General features: G+C 56.8%; 17 protein-coding genes. 2 read left to right on the top strand and 15 right to left on the bottom strand.

Annotated features, from left to right (window positions below; genetic code table 11):
- Positions 1–40: 40 nt before the first annotated feature.
- Positions 41–886: an oxidoreductase gene (locus DNI29_RS04590; protein WP_110976869.1), complete on the bottom strand. Its 846-nt coding sequence runs from the start codon at positions 884–886 to the stop codon at positions 41–43.
- Between the two features lie 535 nt (positions 887–1,421).
- On the opposite strand from DNI29_RS04590, the gene DNI29_RS04585 reads away from it, so the two are divergent.
- On the top strand, positions 1,422–2,645 hold the full coding sequence (locus tag DNI29_RS04585) for a tyrosine-type recombinase/integrase (RefSeq protein WP_162303509.1): 1,224 nt from the start codon (positions 1,422–1,424) through the stop codon (positions 2,643–2,645).
- 272 nt (positions 2,646–2,917) lie between these two features.
- On the opposite strand, the gene DNI29_RS04580 is transcribed toward DNI29_RS04585, so the two are convergent.
- From DNI29_RS04580 to DNI29_RS04515, 14 genes are all read right to left on the bottom strand, one after another.
- Positions 2,918–3,379, bottom strand: a complete 462-nt coding sequence (locus DNI29_RS04580) for a hypothetical protein (RefSeq protein ID WP_110976867.1) — start codon at positions 3,377–3,379, stop codon at positions 2,918–2,920.
- Positions 3,369–4,034, bottom strand: a complete 666-nt coding sequence (locus tag DNI29_RS24715; protein ID WP_202910366.1) for a hypothetical protein — start codon at positions 4,032–4,034, stop codon at positions 3,369–3,371. The genes DNI29_RS04580 and DNI29_RS24715 overlap by 11 nt, the downstream gene beginning before the upstream one ends.
- Before the next feature lie 264 nt (positions 4,035–4,298).
- The gene (locus DNI29_RS04570; protein ID WP_110976866.1) at positions 4,299–4,652 is read right to left on the bottom strand and encodes a hypothetical protein; all 354 of its coding nucleotides are present in this window, start codon (positions 4,650–4,652) and stop codon (positions 4,299–4,301) included.
- An 8-nt stretch (positions 4,653–4,660) separates the two neighbouring features.
- Positions 4,661–4,999 carry a hypothetical protein gene (locus DNI29_RS04565; RefSeq protein ID WP_110976865.1) on the bottom strand — a complete coding sequence of 113 codons (339 nt, stop codon included), beginning with the start codon at positions 4,997–4,999 and terminating at the stop codon, positions 4,661–4,663.
- A 10-nt stretch (positions 5,000–5,009) separates the two neighbouring features.
- Entirely contained in the window at positions 5,010–5,576 is a 567-nt protein-coding gene (locus DNI29_RS04560; protein ID WP_110976864.1) for a glycoside hydrolase family 19 protein, read from the bottom strand.
- Positions 5,573–5,944 (bottom strand): hypothetical protein, encoded by a 372-nt coding sequence (locus DNI29_RS04555; RefSeq protein ID WP_110976863.1) that lies wholly within the window; start codon positions 5,942–5,944, stop codon positions 5,573–5,575. Before DNI29_RS04555 ends, DNI29_RS04560 begins: the two co-directional genes overlap by 4 nt.
- The gene (locus DNI29_RS04550; protein WP_110976862.1) at positions 5,941–6,594 is read right to left on the bottom strand and encodes a DUF6549 family protein; all 654 of its coding nucleotides are present in this window, start codon (positions 6,592–6,594) and stop codon (positions 5,941–5,943) included. Before DNI29_RS04550 ends, DNI29_RS04555 begins: the two co-directional genes overlap by 4 nt.
- 4 nt (positions 6,595–6,598) lie before the next feature.
- Complete coding sequence (locus DNI29_RS04545) at positions 6,599–7,249, bottom strand: hypothetical protein (RefSeq protein ID WP_110976861.1); 651 nt, start codon at positions 7,247–7,249, stop codon at positions 6,599–6,601.
- A 49-nt stretch (positions 7,250–7,298) separates the two neighbouring features.
- Entirely contained in the window at positions 7,299–7,523 is a 225-nt protein-coding gene (locus tag DNI29_RS04540) for a hypothetical protein (protein WP_110976860.1), read from the bottom strand.
- Positions 7,523–8,404, bottom strand: a complete 882-nt coding sequence (locus DNI29_RS04535; protein ID WP_110976859.1) for a hypothetical protein — start codon at positions 8,402–8,404, stop codon at positions 7,523–7,525. The genes DNI29_RS04540 and DNI29_RS04535 overlap by 1 nt, the downstream gene beginning before the upstream one ends.
- Complete coding sequence (locus DNI29_RS04530) at positions 8,404–9,135, bottom strand: hypothetical protein (RefSeq protein ID WP_110976858.1); 732 nt, start codon at positions 9,133–9,135, stop codon at positions 8,404–8,406. Before DNI29_RS04530 ends, DNI29_RS04535 begins: the two co-directional genes overlap by 1 nt.
- Before the next feature lie 2 nt (positions 9,136–9,137).
- Positions 9,138–10,922, bottom strand: a complete 1,785-nt coding sequence (locus tag DNI29_RS04525) for a hypothetical protein (protein WP_123823069.1) — start codon at positions 10,920–10,922, stop codon at positions 9,138–9,140.
- A gap of 1 nt (position 10,923) precedes the next feature.
- Complete coding sequence (locus DNI29_RS04520; protein WP_110976856.1) at positions 10,924–13,014, bottom strand: hypothetical protein; 2,091 nt, start codon at positions 13,012–13,014, stop codon at positions 10,924–10,926.
- A complete protein-coding gene (locus DNI29_RS04515; protein WP_110976855.1) occupies positions 13,014–15,182 on the bottom strand; it encodes a hypothetical protein in 2,169 nt (722 codons plus the stop codon). The genes DNI29_RS04520 and DNI29_RS04515 overlap by 1 nt, the downstream gene beginning before the upstream one ends.
- 73 nt (positions 15,183–15,255) lie before the next feature.
- On the opposite strand from DNI29_RS04515, the gene DNI29_RS04510 reads away from it, so the two are divergent.
- Positions 15,256–19,365 (top strand): phage tail tape measure protein, encoded by a 4,110-nt coding sequence (locus tag DNI29_RS04510; protein WP_162303508.1) that lies wholly within the window; start codon positions 15,256–15,258, stop codon positions 19,363–19,365.

Below are 19,365 nucleotides of genomic sequence, written 5' to 3'. Positions count from 1 at the left end.
GCACATTGCCACGGGGCTTTTACATTAGAAGCAGCAAACCTTACTCGCCAGCCGGATAATCGGCCGAGTCGCCGAGGTCGGCTACCTGTTCCAGCTCTTTCACCAGGGTAGTAAACTTGTCGCGGGCACCTTTCACGGCGGCCTTGCCGAGGGGCAGGTGCAGTGGCGGGTTTTCCTGACGCACCAAATCAAACATGATTTTTGCGGCGCGCTGCGGGTCGCCGGGCTGGCGGCCGCTGTAGCCTTGAATGCCTTTCAGGTTCTCGCCCACGGTAGCGCGGTAGTCTTCAATGGCCGTATCGACGAAGGAAGCGGAGCGACCAGCCCAGTCGGTGCGGAAGCCGCTGGGCTCGATGTTGGTGACTTTGATACCGAGCGGGCCAACCTGCTGGGCCAGGCTTTCGCCCAGGGCTTCGAGGGCAAACTTGCTGGCATTATAAACCCCTACCCCCGGAAACGTCTTGAGCCCGCCAATGCTGGTGATATTGAGAACGTGGCCGCTTTTCCGCTCGCGCAGGTGAGGCAGCACCGCCCGTAGCACCCGCAGTGGCCCGAACACGTTCACATCAAACTGGCGCTGCACTTCGGCATCGTCAATTTCCTCAATGCTGCCCAGGGAGCCGTAGCCGGCGTTGTTTACAATAACATCAAGCTGCCCGAAATGCTGAATGGCGGCCTGAACAGCATTTTTTACTTGCTGCTCGTCCACTACATCACATACGAAGCCGTGGCCTTCGCCGCCCGCTTTCTGCGTGAACTCATCGGCCTGCTCCTGCTTACGGAAGGTAGCGGCTACTTTGTCGCCTTGGCTGAGGCAGTATTCGGCCAGCTCTTTACCGAATCCGGTGCTGACGCCAGTAATAAACCATGTTTTCGTGGTTGCCATGTATCGAGGGGAATGATGGATGAGGCTGCCTTATGGAAGGCAGTTGGAAGGTTTAACCAGAAAACGGGGGTAGGGGTTTTCCGCGCTCCAGGCCACTAGGTTTCAACCCTAGAGCAGAGGTAGTAAACTTGGCTTCCACAAAGAAATTAACAGAACGACAACAGGAAATAAGTAGGCCGAAACCGGAAACCCGATTATTCACCGTAATTTTACCCGGCAATAAGAAGCCCTTTGTGTTGGCAGCCCGAATCCCGCTCTATAGGTTGGAATCGGGCTTTTTTCATGCCCTACCCCTCCTTTACCCTCTTCATTTCAGTTACCCCTTGCCGCCTCTTGCCCGGGCGGCTTTTTCTTGTACATACATGGAACTACAAGTATTGCGTTACCCCTATATCCCGTGCCAGAGTGATAGTAAATCACATCTTAGTGCCGCTTATGCATTACCTCTTATTGCTATCACCATGACCTGCCCCCGCCGCCCTATCCATGCGGCACGGGACACATGTCAACACACCTTGCTCTTACCGATTGCGCTGTGAAAACGCGCTTTTGGCTCAAAACGCACAAGGCCAACAAGGCCGGCAAAGCTCCTATTAGTTTACGCCTGACGCTAAACGGCACTGCCGAAGTCAGCACCCACATCCGCGTATTGCCCTCCGAATGGGGTGGACACGACGCCAAAATTATTACCAGTACGGCCGCCGCGGTCACCTACAACAAATCCTTGGATATTCTCGCGGCGAAGGCAACGCTTACTGCTGCCCAGCTAGAAATGTTACCGGATCGCACGGGCCCGGTAACAGCAGCGGAAATAGCCAGGGCTATGCGTCCGAAAAAGATTGTCTTACCAACTCCCTCTACTCCAGAACCAACCCTCACTGACCTATTAACTACGGCCTTACATACCGCCTACGGGGCGGGCAATGAGGGCACGCTTACGTCCTACGGTGCCAGCTTAAAAGTCTGGACTAAGTGGCCCGCCTCCCAAGGGTTGCTACTGACCGGGCTTACTGCGTCCGTTACCGCTGCCTTCGCCGGGTGGTTAAAGCAGCACTATGCCCCTACCTCCCGCGCTACGATGCTGGCCGGATTGAACGCGCTGCTTAAACACGCAGCCCCTGCTCATCCGGCTACCTTCGCGGGCCTAGCGAAAGGATGCAAAACTCAGCGCAAGCAACGCAAGTCCGTTAAGCGAGATACGATAGATGAATTATTCTCATGCGAGAATCTGACCCCTGCTCAAACCTTGGCCCGGGATGTGTTTATGACGCAGTACTATCTACACGGATCCCGTGTCGGCGCCATACTGGAGCTGCGGAAAGAACAGATAGACTTAACAGCGGGCCGGGTACGCTTTACCACGCACAAGAGCACCCGGTACAAGGATGTAGCTATCCCTTCCCGCTTGCGTCCTGTGCTAGAAAAGTACATGGATAGCGCAGGCCCGTTACTATTCCCCTACCTGCCAGCCGACTACTTCAAACTAGACAAGTCTACCAAGTTCAAAGAAAAGGATAATGCCCGCGCTACGCTGGGCAATGCTTTATATAGGTTATCGGAGCGGGTTGGGCTTCCGGTGCGGCTACACTCTCATATTGCTCGGCATACGGCCGCACTTCGTGCCTATGAAAAGACAAAGGACTTACGTGTGCCGCAACAGATGCTAGGCCATGCCTCTATTGCAGAAACCGCTGGCTATATAGCTAGCCTCAGCACCGATGAACTAGATTCCGCCGTGGCTTCTGTGTACGAGGACTAGTAAACCAGAAACCGCCCCGCCTCTACGTGGTACGTGGAAGCGGGGCGGCAAGCGTTCCGGCGCGGCCGGTTCTAAAGGTCCAGGTATGGGGGCCCGGTCCGGATGGCTCCTACCCCCAGCACGTGAAGCTGGTTCGGAACCAATAATAGTGGATAAACGGCGCGATGCCGACCTTACCCAAATATACGACTACTGACCGACATAGATGTCGGCTAGTTACACAATTACCGCCCCGCCTCTACATAGGGCGGGGCGGTGAAGTGTTAGGCAGCTTATTGATACACCTTGCGTTTACCACGAATGAGCTGTCCTGCCATATTGTGAGCCTTTAATTCTGCTGTCAGTTTAGCGCTTACATATTTGCAAAGGTCTTCACGGGTTTCAGCACAAACGTTGTCAATAGAAGCCTTGCTTTCTGGTGCAACCAAGCAGTAATCCCGCATATGGGGATAGTCGCCACTTGTATAAATAAACCCTCGCTTATCTTCTGGGAACATCGGGCCAAAGCGATTGCCTTCGTGCTGGTATTTGCGAAACTTCCAGCGCTCTACCTTAGTAGCTTCAATCTGCCGTGGGCCGTAGAGCCCTGCTACCCAAATTTGACTTGGCTCTGTTGCCCAGCGCTCTACAGTCGTATCAGCGTAGCCCGGCAGGCCTCGCCACTTACCCCATCCCTGTTCTGCTGGTAGTAATTCCAGTTCTTCAAACGGAAGCAAGTCGGCACTATTCTTCATCTGATTTAGACAGATACTTATCTACTCGTTCCCCTGTATTGACAACAACCTGAATGGCTCTGTCATCCCACAGCTCTGTCATTGCCATATCCTTCACACAGGTAACAGGAAGCACACGCCCCAAGTGTTGGCGGCACCATGCTACAATTGGCCGCAACACTTCGGGCGAAGGGTCAAAAACGCGGGCGGTGAAGATTTTCACATGCTTGCCCTGTGCCAGCCACTGCTTTACGCGGGCCTGCATAGCAGGCACTGGCTCCCCTATATGGTTGATAGACTTCCAGCCGTCATAATGCGCCAACGTCCCATCTAGGTCTACTCCTATCCACGGCTCTTGCTTCTTCGGCTTGCCATCTCCCGGCATAAACTGCCCACCAGTAAAGGCAAAGCAATGGTGAGCGTCATAGCAATCACAGTTAGGACTAACACAGTTTTGCCGGGCTAACTCCTGTCGCGCGGGGTCATTGCTTGAGGGAACGGCAATTTGCTTGAGCAACGACTCTTTAGCTGCCTTTTCTTCTTCTGCTATCTGCTGCGTATCTCTGCCAAGTAGTTTTGTGAGAGTGTTTTCTAAGGGCATCTGCTTAAACTGGTCCAAGCTATAGCCGCTGAGGTCATTACGTTCTGCCATATCAAATAGTAAAAGGTTTGCCACAGAAGCGGCAGTGATAGGTATGAAAGTGACTTGGGATACCATCCCCGCCCATACTTACAGGGTAGTCGTGCAAGTCGAAAAACTTGCGGCTAAACCAGCATACAAACCGCATAGTGAAACCGTTGGTGATGTATAAATATACGTATAAACGCATTGACAATCAGACAATTAACATGGTTTTTTATCAACAAATTATCCACATCATGTGGACTAGTCAGCGCCTTCCGAAGTACCGAAAACCGCAACGGTAGTTATAATCCCTCCTCATACAGCCCGGGCCCATTTATACACTGGTTCAAAGACAACCCTTCCAGCCAGCTCCCCACCGATAGCCCACAACGTAGCGCCGGTATAGGCAGCCAGTACCACGGCTACCCCCATACACAGCCAGGCGAGTAGGTTGGTTAGGTGCCACCCATCGGTTAGGGCCACCAACCAGGTAGTTGACCCGGGGAAGGCCGGGCCGTTGGCGGGGTCGCTGTCTTTGTATTTGAGCCTCCAGCTGGTTGTGCTATCCCAGAACGGGCCCCACTCACCCGGGCGGCCTTCCCCCGGGGAGTGGGTCATGGTATCATGCAGGGCGCGAAACACCCGGGCCGCAATCAGCAGCGCGACCATTAGGACAACTAGCGCACCGACCATGCCGTGCTATCGTTTTCCCAGGTGGCAGGCATCTCCGTTAGCTGTTCCCACTTAGCGGAGTCGGTAGGCTTCTTTGCGCATGCAGTAGCGCATGCAGCCAGTAGCAAGATGGCTAAGGCAGGAACAATCGAGGAGCGTACCCAGCGGTACACGGCATAGCCTAGGGCAATACCCCCCGCGCCGCCGGCCAACACCAGCCAGAACGAGTATTCACGCGGGGCACCCAGGCAGGCCCATAGGATAGTAGCACCTAGTAGGAAGTGCCAGCCCAATACCAGCGGGTAGGGCAGCAGGAAGAAGATGGCAGACAGAAGCTTTTTCATAGGGAAGGGTTTAGGTTAGAGCGTCCAAAAACACGGTGTAGTAAGAGGCAATCAATTGAGCTTTGTCCAGCCCGTTGATGATGCGCCTAGCGTTGTAGGGGTCAGCTTTCGGACCTAGGAAGTAATCGGCTAACTTCTTGCCGGTGAACCACCCGCCGACCATGCCCTCTACCAGCACCTTTACCGACACGTCGAGCTGCAGCATCAGGTCGGGATTGTTTAGCAGGTCTTGCCCAATGAGCTTGCCCGTTCGCTGGTAGTTCTCATACCAGGTGAGTTGAACCAGCCCCCGGCCGTAGTAGATGTGCTTCGGCGTGGTGTAGGGCTGCCGGTCCATCCGGAGCTGACGGCCGTAGTCGTAGCCCTTGCCCCGGCCGAACTCCCGGACCGGCTGCATGGTGCGGGCGGTCTCGTGGTAAGCCGTAGCGAGAATATAGGCGAGGCTTTCGAGGTCGGAGTACCGTACCTTATAGTACGTCAGGATAGCCTCAATGCCCTGCACCTGGGCTTGTGTGAGTCGCCCTTCAAAGAGGCCACTGCGCACAGAGTCAAAGAATTGCTTGATGTTCGCGCTCATGATTCGGCAGGGGGTTTGGGAGCGTCAGTGTCTGTGTTGGCGGCAGCCTGTAGCCGGCGGCGCTTGTTATCCTGCAAGCCAAAAGAGTAGGTCAGCAGCAAGGCAATCAGGGCAGGTATCTCAAGCCCTATCTCCCGGCCATAGGCCAGCTTGGCTACTGTTATGGCAATCGAGAGAGCCATTGCCATAGCAAAAGAGAAAGCCTTCATCACGTCACCCGCTACTGCTCGGCCTGTCTTGGGGTCTACCACCATCTCACACCACCAGCGCGAGTTGAAGAAGCGGTAAGCCAGCCACGCGCCGGCTAAGGCGTTGATGCCGGCGGCTAGTAGAATGACATCATGTGTAGTGAGGACTGGGAGTTTCATTTCTTATCGACTAGCACGGCCTCCATTTTGTCGGTTGTCGTGTTGGGGTTTTTGTTCTTTAAATCCACGTACACCCGGCGCGGCTTCCAGAACTGCCACCAGTGCTTTGCATCCCGCTTGGAGTAGGCCCGTACATCGAATTCGTTGCGGATGGTGTACTTCACCGACATACTGTCATCGGTGACTATACCCGTCAGATTCAGCCACTCATCTTTGAAAGTGCCAGCCTTCGCCTGCTTCACTACCACCCCACCCCCAGGCTTGGGACGCCGCACTACTGTATCCGTCAGCGCTACCGTGGGCAGTTGTTGCTGGGTGGTGGTGGCGGCGTTTTGTCCAAACAGGAGCTTGGCGTTCTGCCCTCTAAACTCGGCGCGTAGATCATCCCGCAACCGGGCGGCTATACCGGCCTCCAGGCTTGCCAGCGTGGCGGGGCTGACGGTTACGATGGGCCGGTACACCGTCTGTTGCCCCTTCTCATTCACTTCTGCCCGGAGCGAGTCGTTCTGCAGCTCGTAGTAGTTCTTGGTTTCGTGGTACTGGTCGCTCAGCTCCCCATTCCGGTAGGCTTGCCACCATACCAGGGCTCCAAGCAGCAGGGTTACAGCGCACGCTACCAGAAAGAGGCGCCAGAGAATCGTCGTTGTCATAGGACTACTGCTCAGAGAGAATGAAGGAAGCTTCACGTTGATGTTCTACTAGGCCAGGGAGGGAGATATGTTCGTCGGTAAAGTGGCCTTCCCCCCAACTCATCACCAGCACCCCCAGCCACGCATTCTTTGCCCCTTTCAGCAGCACGGCCAGCGAACAGGCATAGCCCCGCTGCCGCATCAGGCGGTTCATTTCATAGTCCTGGCACTCATCCCGGTACAGCCACACATGGGCCTGCGTACCGATGGACTCGATAAAGTCCGAGAACACCACGGTCGGCATGTTCTGGGATTCAATCTGCCAGCGCCGAATCAACTCTGACTCGACCCCCTCCCCCGTCATGCTCATCTTTTGGATGCTGTCATGGTTGGCGAAGTATTGGCCGTTGTGGAACTGGTAGATAGCAGCGTGGTCGGCTCCACTCCACAGGCAGGCTCTATCAGCCGCCCGGTCTAAGCTCTTTTGTTTCTGGGCCAAATAGACCGGGTGGCTTTGCTTGGCTTTCTTGCGGGCCTCGCGCCAGTTGCGAATCAGCTCCCAGAGGTAGCGACCCAGCAACGCGAAGCCGCCCGAGATTAGGCCCCACAGCGCTACCGCAACTGCTTTGCCTAGTTCTTTTTGCGCATTATCAAGGAAAGGGTTGAGGTCAGGCACGGGGTTACGGCGGGGTCATCGGTGGCAGGTAGTAGCTGCGTAGGTGGGGTTAGAGCAAGGGTACTTCCGGTAGCTCAGCGGGGAAGTCAGTTTCTTCCAACTCCACCAGCGTTACCCGGCGCCCTTTGAACAGGTCGGGGAACTCAATCAGGGAGTTGTGCGCGCAGACATAGCGGCCGTCTAAGGTTTGCAGGCTGCGGAAGGTGTTGGTGTTGCGGACCGTGCCGTTGGCGGATTCGGCCAGGGAGGCGGCAATGACAAGGAAGAACGGCATTAGACGGCGCGGTTTAGACTGGTTTGAAAGCGTTGAATGGCACGGGCGTACGCTATTTCTTCCGCCGTCGTAAAGGCAGCCCCGAAGGAAGCCCAGGCGCATTCCCGGTCCGAGAGCTGGCTGTTGCCCAAGGCTAACTGCATGTCGAGCGTATTCCCCGCTCCCGTCGTGGTGGCCGCATTGGGGTTGGTGTGCAGCAGCGTTTCGCCTCGATACAGGCGGCTGCCCGCTGTGTCACGCACTACCACAAACAGCCCTTGGGTGGTGGGCGTGGCTGTTTGAGCATTGGTCACATCCGACATGTAGTAGTTCGTGCTCGACCCGGTGTAAATGAAGATGCCGGTAAAGTCGTTGTTGACCACGGCTCCCTGCCCGATGTCCGCTCCTCCTTTCGTGGATTGCGTGCGCGAGTAGTAGCAGATATGCCGGTTGGTCACGGGCAAGCCCGCGAATCGGTAATAGGTATTGGCGCTCTGGTTGATGCCGTTCCACTTCACCCCCGTGGCGGTGTGCAGCGGGCTCCCGACAAAGCTCAGGAAGTTCGCCGCCTGCACGGGGCGCGGGTCGATGAAATTGTAGGCGTGGGTCAGAGAGGTTCCGCCGACCATTGGATAGGCTACCCGAATCTTGCCGGCGGTGCGGTCCGTGGGGGAAATCAACCCCGCCGCCTTTAGGTCTATTTCCAGCTGCTGCAAGGCCGCTTCTATGGTCGGGTTATTGAGGCCCGCCATGAAAATGAAATCGTCGGCGTAGTGGATTTCCGTGGGGCCTGATATCGTACCCCAGGGTTCCAGTACAAAGGCTGCGTCGGCGCCCAGCCCCATCGTATCGTCGGGGCTGAGCAGCGTGCCTCCATCCGGGCTAAGTCCTAGCAGGGCCATTAGAGTTCTTTGGTAAAGAGGCAGTCCACAAACACCGCCCACTTGCCCGAGCTGGCCGTAGCGTAAATCGTTGAGCCAACCGGCAGCACGGTCAGTACTTCGGGGCTTAACTCAAGCAGCTTGTTCACCCCCGGCAACCCCGTGAGTAGGTAGGTTTGGCTTTTGATTTCCGACCCGCCGGGGGGGGGTCCGATTTTCACGGTAGGGCCCAGCCCGATTGCGGCGGTGGTCATAAACAGATAAACCTTCAGCACCACCGCCTTGCGGTTCTGGCCCAGCGGGTCAATCAGGGCAGGCGTCAGCGGCGTATTCGCGGTGCCGATGTTGAATCCCACGGCCACGGGCCGCTTCACGCCAATGGCTACCTGCCGATTGGTAATAAAGGCGTCGTTGGTCATGCCGTCCGGGCCAATCTGCTGCCCCGTTGAGGTATCCCCTGCACGGGAAAGCTTATCGGCTAGGCTAGTCGTGTGGGCGGCAATCGTGGCCTCTGCCTGTACTAGCTTTGTTTGAGACTGCTGATAGAGATTCGCCAGGTTGGTGTACTTGGTGGCGAGGTCCGCCAGGTTAAGCCCCGCCAGGTTGAGCTGCATTTCCTGCTGCTGCACCGTAGCGGCCAGGGTTTCGTTGCGCTCCGTGGGCGGGATAGCGGACGGGGTAAGGTCCGGCACTTCCTTGCCGCGCAGCAGGGTAGCGAGTTGCAGCAGTTCCTTTTTCGTGTCTCCGTGCATGGCTATTGAATGCGGGTGCGGTTCCAGAAAATGACCGTGTTGCCGTTGGTGTCGGCGGATTGGTCGCAGGTAAAGCGGTAGGGGCTGGTCGCTATGCGCGTGTCTATGAAGACTTTCCCCAGCATACTGGAGTCGGATTCACTGGTGCGGGCCGGCCCGCCGCCATTCACGCTCGTAGAAATCGCATCCGCTACTTGGGTGCGCTTAGTCGAGCTGACATCGTAGATGTTGCGCAGGGTAACGGACTGCCCTTTTAGAGCGTAGCGGTCATCACTCTGCGTTTTGGTGTAGTAGTTGGTTAGGTCGGTACTGCCTCCTCCGGTAGCTACGCGCTGATCTACCACCACCTGCGCCAGCACGGCGGCGGTCATGGGCTGATTGGTCGTTACGTCCGTGAAGTCCCACAGCGGGCGGCCGTTGCCCGTTGCCAGGGTGGTTCTCCCCTGCAGGTAAATGCGCGTGTCCGGATGCAACGGCCCGCTGGCAATCGCTCCGTCCGTGGTAGACAAGTCGCAATCCAGCAGGTAGATATCGCAGGCGTGGCGCACGTCGTTGCTCATCATGGTGCGCAGGATGCCGTTGCCGAACCCTTGCGGGTAGAGGCCGGCCCCTTTGGCCGTAGGACCGGCGTAAGGCAGGACTGACCGCAGGCGCACAGCTTCAAAGCGGTACTCGTCGCGGGTGTTGTTGCCGGGATTGTACTTGTCGGAAAATGCCGTGTACAGGTCTACATACGCCTGCGGCCCTCCGATGGCATTTACTACCCGGTACACGGATTTGCCTAATCCTTGGGTGTGGAAGGCGAGGCGGTCCGTCCAACGTAGTCCGTAGGTGGTAATGGACAGGGGGTTTGAGTCGCCATTCGGGAAAGCTCCCAGGCTAGGGTTACCGATCAACCCCGTGAAATACGCCTCACAGTTGCCTATCAGGGTCACGAACATGTTTCCCCCATTCAGCAAGAGCTTGTCCGTGCCGCTGGCAGCGACGGTATTGGCGGCGTCCTGGTGCGTGCTGTAGCGCACGAAGGACCGCTCCCCGTTGGGATTGAGCGTCACCCGTACCGCTACCGGGGTATTGGTTAGCCTAGGGTCACTGGTTGGCACAAACCACCCACTGTTGAAGGCGGCCTTTGCGGCCAGCTCATCGTTGTAGAAGGGCCACTCCTCCCACAGACCGGTCTGGTCTTCTGCGGGATTGGTTGTCGTGGCTGCTTCGTCACGGGTAGCGCGGTAATACCGGCCCGAAATACGGCTACGGTACAGGTCGCCCTCAACTATTTCCCGAGGTTGGGGAAGGTAGTCTCCTTCGGGGTCGTTGGGGTCTGGGTAGAAATCAATCGTGAAATCGCCCCGTAGGGTGAACTGCGTGCCACCACCAGCAAGCGGGCTTACCGTGTCCGTTGCCAGGTCATAGGCTACACGCTCTACTAGTCCGGTTTCCGGGTTGCGCCAGAAACCTTCCGGGGCAAGGGTGGTCGCATCGTAGGTTTGCACCAACACGTTGCCCATCTCCTCACCATCTTCGTTTACTCGACCAGTAAGAAGATAAAGCTGGCCCGGGGTCAGGGCAGGCGGGAAGGAAGCAGCCAATAGCTTCACTTCTTGTGTAGAGGTGACAATCAGCGTAGGCCCCCCTTCTCCAGCACCTTCCCCTGTTCCGCTTACTCGGCTACGAGGCACGCGGTGGTCTTTGCCTGTAACAGGGTTACGGGCCAGCAGCAGCGCCCCGGGGGGTATTTGCCCTATTCCAGGGTACTCAAATAGTCCATCTAATGGATAGTCGGCCATATCAACGGTTGATTAATAGTCGGTTGCCTTCTACCAGCAGGAAGTCTCCTGAACCTGAGTCCACATCTTCCAAATCATCCCCGTTGCCACTGCCCAGGAAGTAGCGTTGCTCTACCGCCACACTGCCATTGCTGAGCGTGTAGCGCTCTACTGGGGTCGTTGTATAGGCTTCTTCGGCCACGATTTCCAGTCCGTCAATGGTCACATAGTCGTGATCCAAGGCCACGGCTATTTTCTCATGCAGCCAGTCAGGCAGCAGGAAGGTGGTCAGTGTTACTTTGCGGCGGGCTTTGGCAGAAAGCAGCACCAGCGAGTCGTCGCTTTGGCGTAGAACTTCCTTTTCAGACTCCACCCGCCGCTCAAAGAAGCGGGCCCGTAGGCGCAGGCGGTGTACTATTCCGGCGGTGTAGTTGACGCCGAACGCATTATCGAAATTGCGGTAGCTTAACAGCAAAGTATCCGCGTGGGCGGAGGCTACTTCTACCGGCTCCGATACAGCCAGCGCGCCGGGCAATTCCGGATCGGTAGCGGACAGCTCGACCGTGTAGCACCCGCGCGCCACACCAGAGAGGGGGAGTGCGACTTGGTAGGTGTCAAACGCTTGGATACTGTAGGTAGTCGTAACCGTGCAATCCACGCGCTGCGCACCCGTCGGGTAGGCGGCCACCAGCACTAGGTAGGGCACAGCCGCCGTAGCATCTTGCAGCACCGCCTGAATGGGGTAGGTGCCATTTAGGCCAGGGGCGCTACTGATGGTAATTCGGTTGCCCACGGCAAACGGCAGGGGCAGCGCTTCGCTGTTGAAGTACACCCGTGCTTTTCCCGCAGTATCGGGCCGGATAAAAGCAGAGAACTCGCCGCTTTGGCCCGCTCCCTGCACCACGCGAACCATGGTCAGCGTCTTGGCAGCAGCCCCTCCAGCGCAGGGCAACAGACGAAGCGTAGGCGCGGCAGCGTAGTTGCTTTGTACCTGCACAATCAGCGTGTCGCCGGTTTCCAGCAGCTGACAAAACCCGGGGTTGTTTAGGTTCAGGGGGCTGGCTTGGCGCAGTGGCGTGTTGTCAAAGCCGCGACGCCCGGGATAAGTAAACCGCAATGCTACGGGTAGCGGCACCTCAAAATGCGGTTGTTTGGCAACGGGAGTATACACACACGTCCCATTGTCCTGGGTAGCCAGGGGGTTGTAGTTATCCGCGGCGGGGTCTGTGCAGCCTAGGACCGGCTCCGGGCCCGGGTCTTCCTCGCCACCGCTTGGAGGTGTATACCCGCACTCGACACTGTTGGGCACAATTTCCAGCCGAGCATAGGGCGGCTCCAGTGTGGCGTAAAACCTTACCTGCGTCATGCCCTCGCAGCGCTGGCTGATCGGCTCGTCTTCGGCGCGCTGGCGCTGGTTGGTGGGCAAGGGGTTGAGTAGGTTCGTGCCGGCGGGGAGCACGTACTCTTTCAACGTGCGGGTAGCCGCATGATAGTACACAGCCACCTGTACATCTGCTGTGGGCTCGAACGAGTCAATCACTATCCCCGCTGGGGGGTTACCGCCACTTCCTCCCGTTGAGCCAACAACCACGGTCTGCTGAGCCGTGCAGGCTTTAGCGTCGCGCATGCGAAACAGGTGTTCCCCTTGGGGCAAGCCTGGGTAATAGGTCTTGCCCTCCTCAAACGGGCTGCCATCGTAGGAGCTGAACCAGGTGCCGTTGGTCGTGAACTCGTTACGCCCCGGCGCAAATACGAGCGTCGCGTTTGTGCCAACCAGGCTAACGCGAAAATCCAGGTCGCACACGGTGCCCGCTGGCACGTTGCAGGTAGCCGAGTTGGGATCAGCGACAACCCGCGCGTAAGGGTAGGCGTCCTGAGCCAGTAGGCTAATGCCTACGGTGTCCTCGCAGAATTCCGGCTCTAGCAGGTCACCATCGGCGTAGCCATCTTGGGGAGCCTCGCCGTAGTCTTCGCCATCATACACCTCATTCGGGCGCGCAGCCGTGCTTTCTACGCTTAGGCTGTTGGCATCCAGTGGCCCCTGGTAGTACACCCGCCGCACCAGATTGGCGGTCGAATAGGTGAGCGTGCGGATAAGTCGTTTAATAGCCATCAGACGGTTGCTGCCCGCAGCAGAGTAAAAGAGGTTTTACCAGATACTGGGGTGCGGTCTGCTTTCAGCAGGTATCCCGCCTTCAGGCGCCCGGACTCATCGCGGAAGCGGATTAACCCGTAAGGGTTACGGCGTAGTTGGGCTAGCTCGGATAGCGTCAGGCGCCAGGTGAACTCGTAGGTTTCGGCTAGTACGTAAGGAGCTGGCAGGTCTTCTACCAACACATCTGCGCGCTCGGCAATCGGTTCAGCTTCCCCGTTTAATTGGCTGCTGAGTTCATCATTACCCTGCGTGGCCGTGCGCTGCAGCTTGCGGTCTTCACGGTGCAGTAACCCAGCCCGGAGCCATGCCCCATGCCGGTGCAGGTTGCGGGCGGGCGTAATACGCAGGTTATAGGCGCTATCCGCGGCCAGCGTTCCCTCCACCAAGCTGAAAGCTTCTGCCCGCTCCGTTGCCAGCGTGCCGTCGGGGGCGCGGCGCAAGCGAATCAAGAAGTTATTGCTATCCGCTTGCCCTTCCTTCTGCTGGGTGCTCACGTAGGGCTGACGGCGGGTTTCCTCAATTAGACACCCGGCCGCGCTGTAGGGGCTTAGCGCGTTGTAAGAAGTAGATACTTGGGAAATAGGCAGGGCGTAGCTACGCTGTCCGTTAAATTCGGCTAGCCCGTTCGGGGCTCCGCTTTCCCAGCGGGTATAGCCTACCTGCGCTTGATTGTAGAGCAGGGAGGGGTGACAGGCCTTGCGCAAGTCCGCCACTCGGCCCAGGGTTAACACAACTGTATCCTGGTAGAAGTAGCGGCGGTTTTCCACTCGTACCACTTCGCGGCCGTTGCGGTGCTCAATACCTACTCCCAGGCATTCTACGGCATCCAGCGAAGCGTACAAGTCCTCAAACGAGCAGGTCAGGGGCTTATCAGCCAGGGGGAACCCACGCAGGGCAAACCCCGAGGTAATGAACGTCAACGCTCCGGGTCCATCGGCTTTATACCCGAGCTCGGGCCGCCCGAAGTATTCGGAATACAACACGGCTCCCGGCGTGTCGGTAATGGATTGCAGGGTACGCTCTATGGCTTCGTACACCAGCAACCCTTTCGCGGGGGTTGGTTCCGTCGTAGTCGAGGCCTTAATTGTCAATTCACTGCCTTTGAGAACTTTGGGCGTGACCTTGAAGCTGTAATACCCCAGAATCGGGTCGTTTGGGGTAATGTCGTAGACGTGCAGATCAGCGTACAAGTACACCTTGTCTCCTGCTTTCAAATCAAGTACCTGCGTGAAGTCCTTGTCGAAGGTGCGGCGGTAGTCCTGCCCCTTGTCTACACTGTTGGAAAACGAGCCGAGCGTGGCAACGATTTCCTCATTTACCCGCATGTAGTAGCTGATATCAACCTTCTCAAACGAGGGAGTTTTCAGAGGGAACGGCTGGTCGTCGCCTTGCTCAATTAGCAGAGAGCTGCGAAGCTTGAACGAGAGCGTGAACTTGCCATTGGCGGCGGCCGTGAAGAAGTGGGGGCGCGCTGTGCCACTGTCTTTTTCTACCGTAAAGGCACCCGATGCCATCACACCAATATTGAATTCGTCTACTTCGGGGGTGCCGAATCCAAAGAGAATCGTTTGAAACCGGCTTTCGCCGTCCATCACGTAGTTCTCGCCCGCCGTCGGAATGAAACTATCTTTTTTCGGGGCCTGGTACTGCTGGGTCAAGACCTGGGAGTGCATCTGCAACTCAATGGGTTCGAGCGGTGGCAGAGCTACCCCTTCTACTGACTCCCCCCGCTGCAACTCGACATCGGTAGAATCCCGGTTCAGGAACTTGGTGGTAAACCCTACCTCTTTAAGCTTGACTGATACCCCACGGGCGGAAGAACTGTACTGTGTGAAGTCTACCCGCTGGTACGCGGCCAAGTCTGCCCGGAACTCATTGGGGTTATGCTGGTAGACGCTCAGGTGGGCCACTGCTTCTACCCCCTTGCCTTCATAGAGGGTGCGCAGGTAATCAGCTCCTTTCTTTACAAAGGTGAGGTCGGTGCTCATCTCCAGGGTTACCCCGTGGTATTGTTCATCCCGCTGCAAGACATAGCGCAGCGAATCCCAGCCGATCGGATCGGTTTCCAACTGGTAGGCGGGCAGCGCGTCAGAGGTGAGCAGGAACGTGAACAAAAGCAGTAGCATGCTAGATGGTTACGCCGCTAAATTAAAGTATTACTTTAACTTTGAAGCAACGAGACCTAATTTTTCTTGCTGCATGGACACTTCCGCTATCCTTGACTTTAACGACTATATCCGCGGCGGCCAGGCTTTGCAGGAAGCCAGTCAATCCGTCCGCGCTCTCAAGCGAGATGTAACAGCGTTTAGCAAGGCGGTAGATCAGGACGGAGACCGGATTAAGGCGGGGCTGCAGAAAGTAGCCGATGCTATCCGAGATATTCAGACCCGGGGCGGAAACCTGAACATTAGTTCAGAGGCTGACCGGCAGACCCTACGGGACCTAATCAAGGAGGTAGCCCGCCTGAAAACAGAACAGGCGGGGCTCAAAAGCACTGGCGATGGGGTAGCCGCCGCCCAGCGCAACGTAACCCAAGCCGCCAGCCTCTACACGAAAGAGCTAAAGGAGCAACGCGAGGCCTTGCTTGCGGCCCGTAAAGCCAACGACATAGAGGGGCAGAAGCGTTCGGCTATTGCTATTCAGGGACTGGTAGCCCAGCAGAAAGAATTTTCCAAAGCAGTACGCGGAACTTCTTCCGAACTCACAGCGGCCGCTGGCAGCTACAATGCTGCCAACCAAGAACTAACCAAGCTTCGGGCTGAATACCGGGCGCTGGGCGGGGTATTGGATGGGGCCAACCCGAAAGCCGCCGAGCTGGAGCAGCGCATTCAGCAACTAGACGCGCAGTTAAAGGCCAGTGATAAAACGCTGGGGCAGACCTACCGCAACGTTGGCAACTACACGCAGAGCATCCTAGATGCGGTATCTGCCCTAGAAAAAGAGAAGCGCGAGTTGGAAGCCGGCGCCGCGGCCCTGCGTACCCAGGCCAAGGCCTCGGGACTCAGTGCTGAGCAGCAGCAGAATCTACAACAGGAGCTTCAGGAAACCGACCAGAAGCTAGAGAAGGTCAACAAAGACCTGGAAGGCTACGGGGTGAAAACCCAGGAGAATACCTCCCTAACCGCACAGGCAGGTTCCTCTTTCAAAAAGTATCTGCTCACGCTGGCGTTGGCTACTGTCAGCTTCGAAGCTCTAGCGGGAGCTGCTCAGCAGGTTTTCCGCAACAATGTGGAATTCTCTGACCAGCTAGCGGATGTTCGTAAGACCACGGGCCTAACCGCCGATGAAGCGGACCGGCTGGCTGAAAGCCTCAAGAAGATTGATACCCGCACGTCGCTGGCTGGGCTACTTGACATAGCCAAGGTGGGCGGCCAATTGGGGATTGCCAAGGAGGATATCCTTGGGTTTACGAAGGCTGTGGACGTAGCCGTTCAGGCCCTTGGGGATGACTTTTCGGGAGGAGCCGAGCAAATAGCCGATGAGCTCGGGAAAATTTCCAACGTGTTCCGCAAGGAGCTGGGCCCCGATGTTGCCCAGAACCTGCTTTCTATTGGTTCGGCCGTTAACGAAATTGGCGCCCAGGGTGCGGCTACGGCACCGTTCCTGACTGATGTGGCCCTGCGCGTGGGTGCCGTGGCGGCTCAAACAGGCGTTGGTTTGAAGAACGTGCTGGCCTATGCGGCGGTACTGGAAGAGACGGGCAGCACCTCGGAGCGCGCCGGCACCAGTCTAAACCGGTTGTTCAGCACCCTGAGCACGAAGACGCAGGAGTCCTTCCGCATTGCCCAGAAGGCTAACCCTGCGCTGACCCTTCGGGAGTTTACCAAGCTCGTTAATACAGACTTTAACGCGGCAGTCCAACTCTTCCTCAAGGGGTTGAATGCCGGGGGAAAGACGACTACCCAGCTATCCAAACTACTCAGTACGCTGAAGTTGGACAGTGGGGAAGCGAAGTCGGCTATCATCACCCTGGCTCAGAATACCGACCTGTTTGCCCAGCGCCAGGCCGTGGCGAACCAGCAACTTACGGAAGCTACTTCCCTCGCGCAGGAAGCGGCAATTAAGAACGATAACCTTGCAGGCAGCGTCAATAAGCTGGTTAACGAAACCAGCAATTTTTTCACCAGCGGAGCGGCGGGCAAGTTTCTCAAGTGGGTGGTAGACCTGGTGCGCGAGTCGGGCGGCCTGGCCCTGGTGGCTGCTGCTTTTGAAAGCGTAGGGCAGGGCATTGACTTCGTGCGGGAGAAAACCGGGTTTGCTCGGAAGGAGCAGGACAATTTTGTACAGGGCGTGGTATCTACCATCACCAGCCTCAACAAGCAAGCCATAGCCCAGCAGAAGCTCCTCGACAGCTACACCCAACTGAGCGAAGTAAAGAAGCGCAGCACAGCCCAGGATTTGGAGCTGGCCCGTCTGCAGGACAAGCTCGTTACGCAATTCGGTACGAGCGACAAGCAGCGGATTCAAAACCGCATTAACGCCATCAAAGGCGACGCAGAGGCCAACAAGCAGGAGTTGGTCCGTAACCTAGAATTGTACACCCAACTCGTTGACCAGACCAGCCAGGAGGTAACCAAGTTGCAACAGGAGGCGACCAAGTCGCAACAAGCGTTCGCGCGGTTTGGACTGAGCCCCGAGGGGCAGAAGAACCTGCAGGAAGCGGCCCGCAACACAGACATCCTCAACAAGGTGCAGGGGCTCTCTTTCCCGAAAGCGCAGGTAGATGCGGCCAAAGACCTGAACAAAGCCCAGGAACGCCTCACCAAGGGTACGGAACGTCTAACGGAAGCCGAGCGCCAGCGTGCCCTACTCGCTGCGGCCCTGGCGAAGCTGCAGCCTGCCGTTGCGAAAGCAGTGGAGGATACCGCCGACGCGGAAGAGGAGTCACTGGATGTGTTCAACAAGGCCGCTAAAGAACGCGCCGCTGCCCGGCGGCAACAGTTAGAGAATGATTTGGCCGCTCAGCAACGACTCATCGAGCAAACCAAGAAGTTTCAGGAAGAACAGGGACGGCTATTTGAGGCCCGGGTAATTAATGAAGACCAGTACGCGCAGGCTGTCATTGGCACGCAGGACATCATTATGGGTGCCGAGCGGGAATCGGCGCGCATTCGCCTCGAAATTGCCGATGCCAGTCAGCAGGAGTTGGTAGCACAAGCCGATGAGGAGTTGAATGCCGTGAAGCGCAAGCGTAAGGTTTCGGCTGAAGAAATCGAAGATGCGGAGAGGGCTCATTCTTTCCGTAAAAAAGCCATTGCCCTCAAATACAAATCTGAACGACTCAAGATTGAGCAAGAGCTGCAGGACAAGCTTGTTGAATACAACAAGCCCCTAGATATCAAAGCCCCACTGGACAATGTGAAGTTTAAAAACTCCTTAGAAAATGTTCAGCGTGACTTCGCCCGAGGCGAGGAGTTGGCTTTAAAAAGAATGCAAGCCAGAGCTGATAAAGAAAAGGAAACTGCTGAAAAAAGTCTGGAGAAAACCCAAAAGATTGAGGCCGAAAAACAACGTATTCGGGAGGGGGCAATGGATGTTGCCATGCAGGCAACGCAGGCCTTCTTTAATTTTCAGCAACAGCGCGACCAGCAAGCTATTAGCAACCTTGAAGCACAGAAGCAGCGAGAGCTAGATGCCGCCGGTGACAACGCGGAACTGCGGGCTCAGATTGAGGAGCAATACCAGGAGCGTATTAAGAAGGCCAAACAAAAGGCCGCCCGCGACGAGCGCACGGCGGCCTTGTTTGAGGTGGCTATTAATACGGCTATTGCTGTCAGTAAAACCATTGCCGAGTTCGGTTTCACCCCGGCATCCATCCCCTTTGTAGCGCTGGCTGCCGCAACAGGGGCAATTCAGATAGCGGCTATTCTGGCGGCTCCTTTACCCCAATACTTCAAAGGCCGGAACGGTGGCCGGGCAGAATGGGCAGAGGTGGCCGAGCGAGGGCCTGAACTCATTGAGGGGCCTGCCGGGGTGCGTTTGGCTGAAAAACGACAGATTACATTCCTAGAAGCTGGTGCTACCGTGCATACAGCTGATAAAACACGGGAGTTACTACGCGCGTCGGAAGCCCCTCCCCTGCCTCGTTTTGCCGAATCCATGGGTGCCGCCTCTCAGCAATTGCAGGGTGCCACCGCTAAGCCGATGAACCTCGATGAGCTTATTAAAGGCCAACAACAGATAGTGAGTGCTATCAAAAACCAAAGAACGCACTACACCAACTACAATGACTCAGGGGCTATTGAGCGTGCTGTTCTGCAGGCGGGCAGCCTTACCTACTATGCAAATTGGCGCATGGGCAAGGCATAG

The sequence above is a fragment of the Hymenobacter sediminis genome, from assembly GCF_003231285.1.
Lineage (GTDB): Bacteria > Bacteroidota > Bacteroidia > Cytophagales > Hymenobacteraceae > Hymenobacter > Hymenobacter sediminis.
This window is presented reverse-complemented; position numbering and strand designations above follow the sequence as displayed.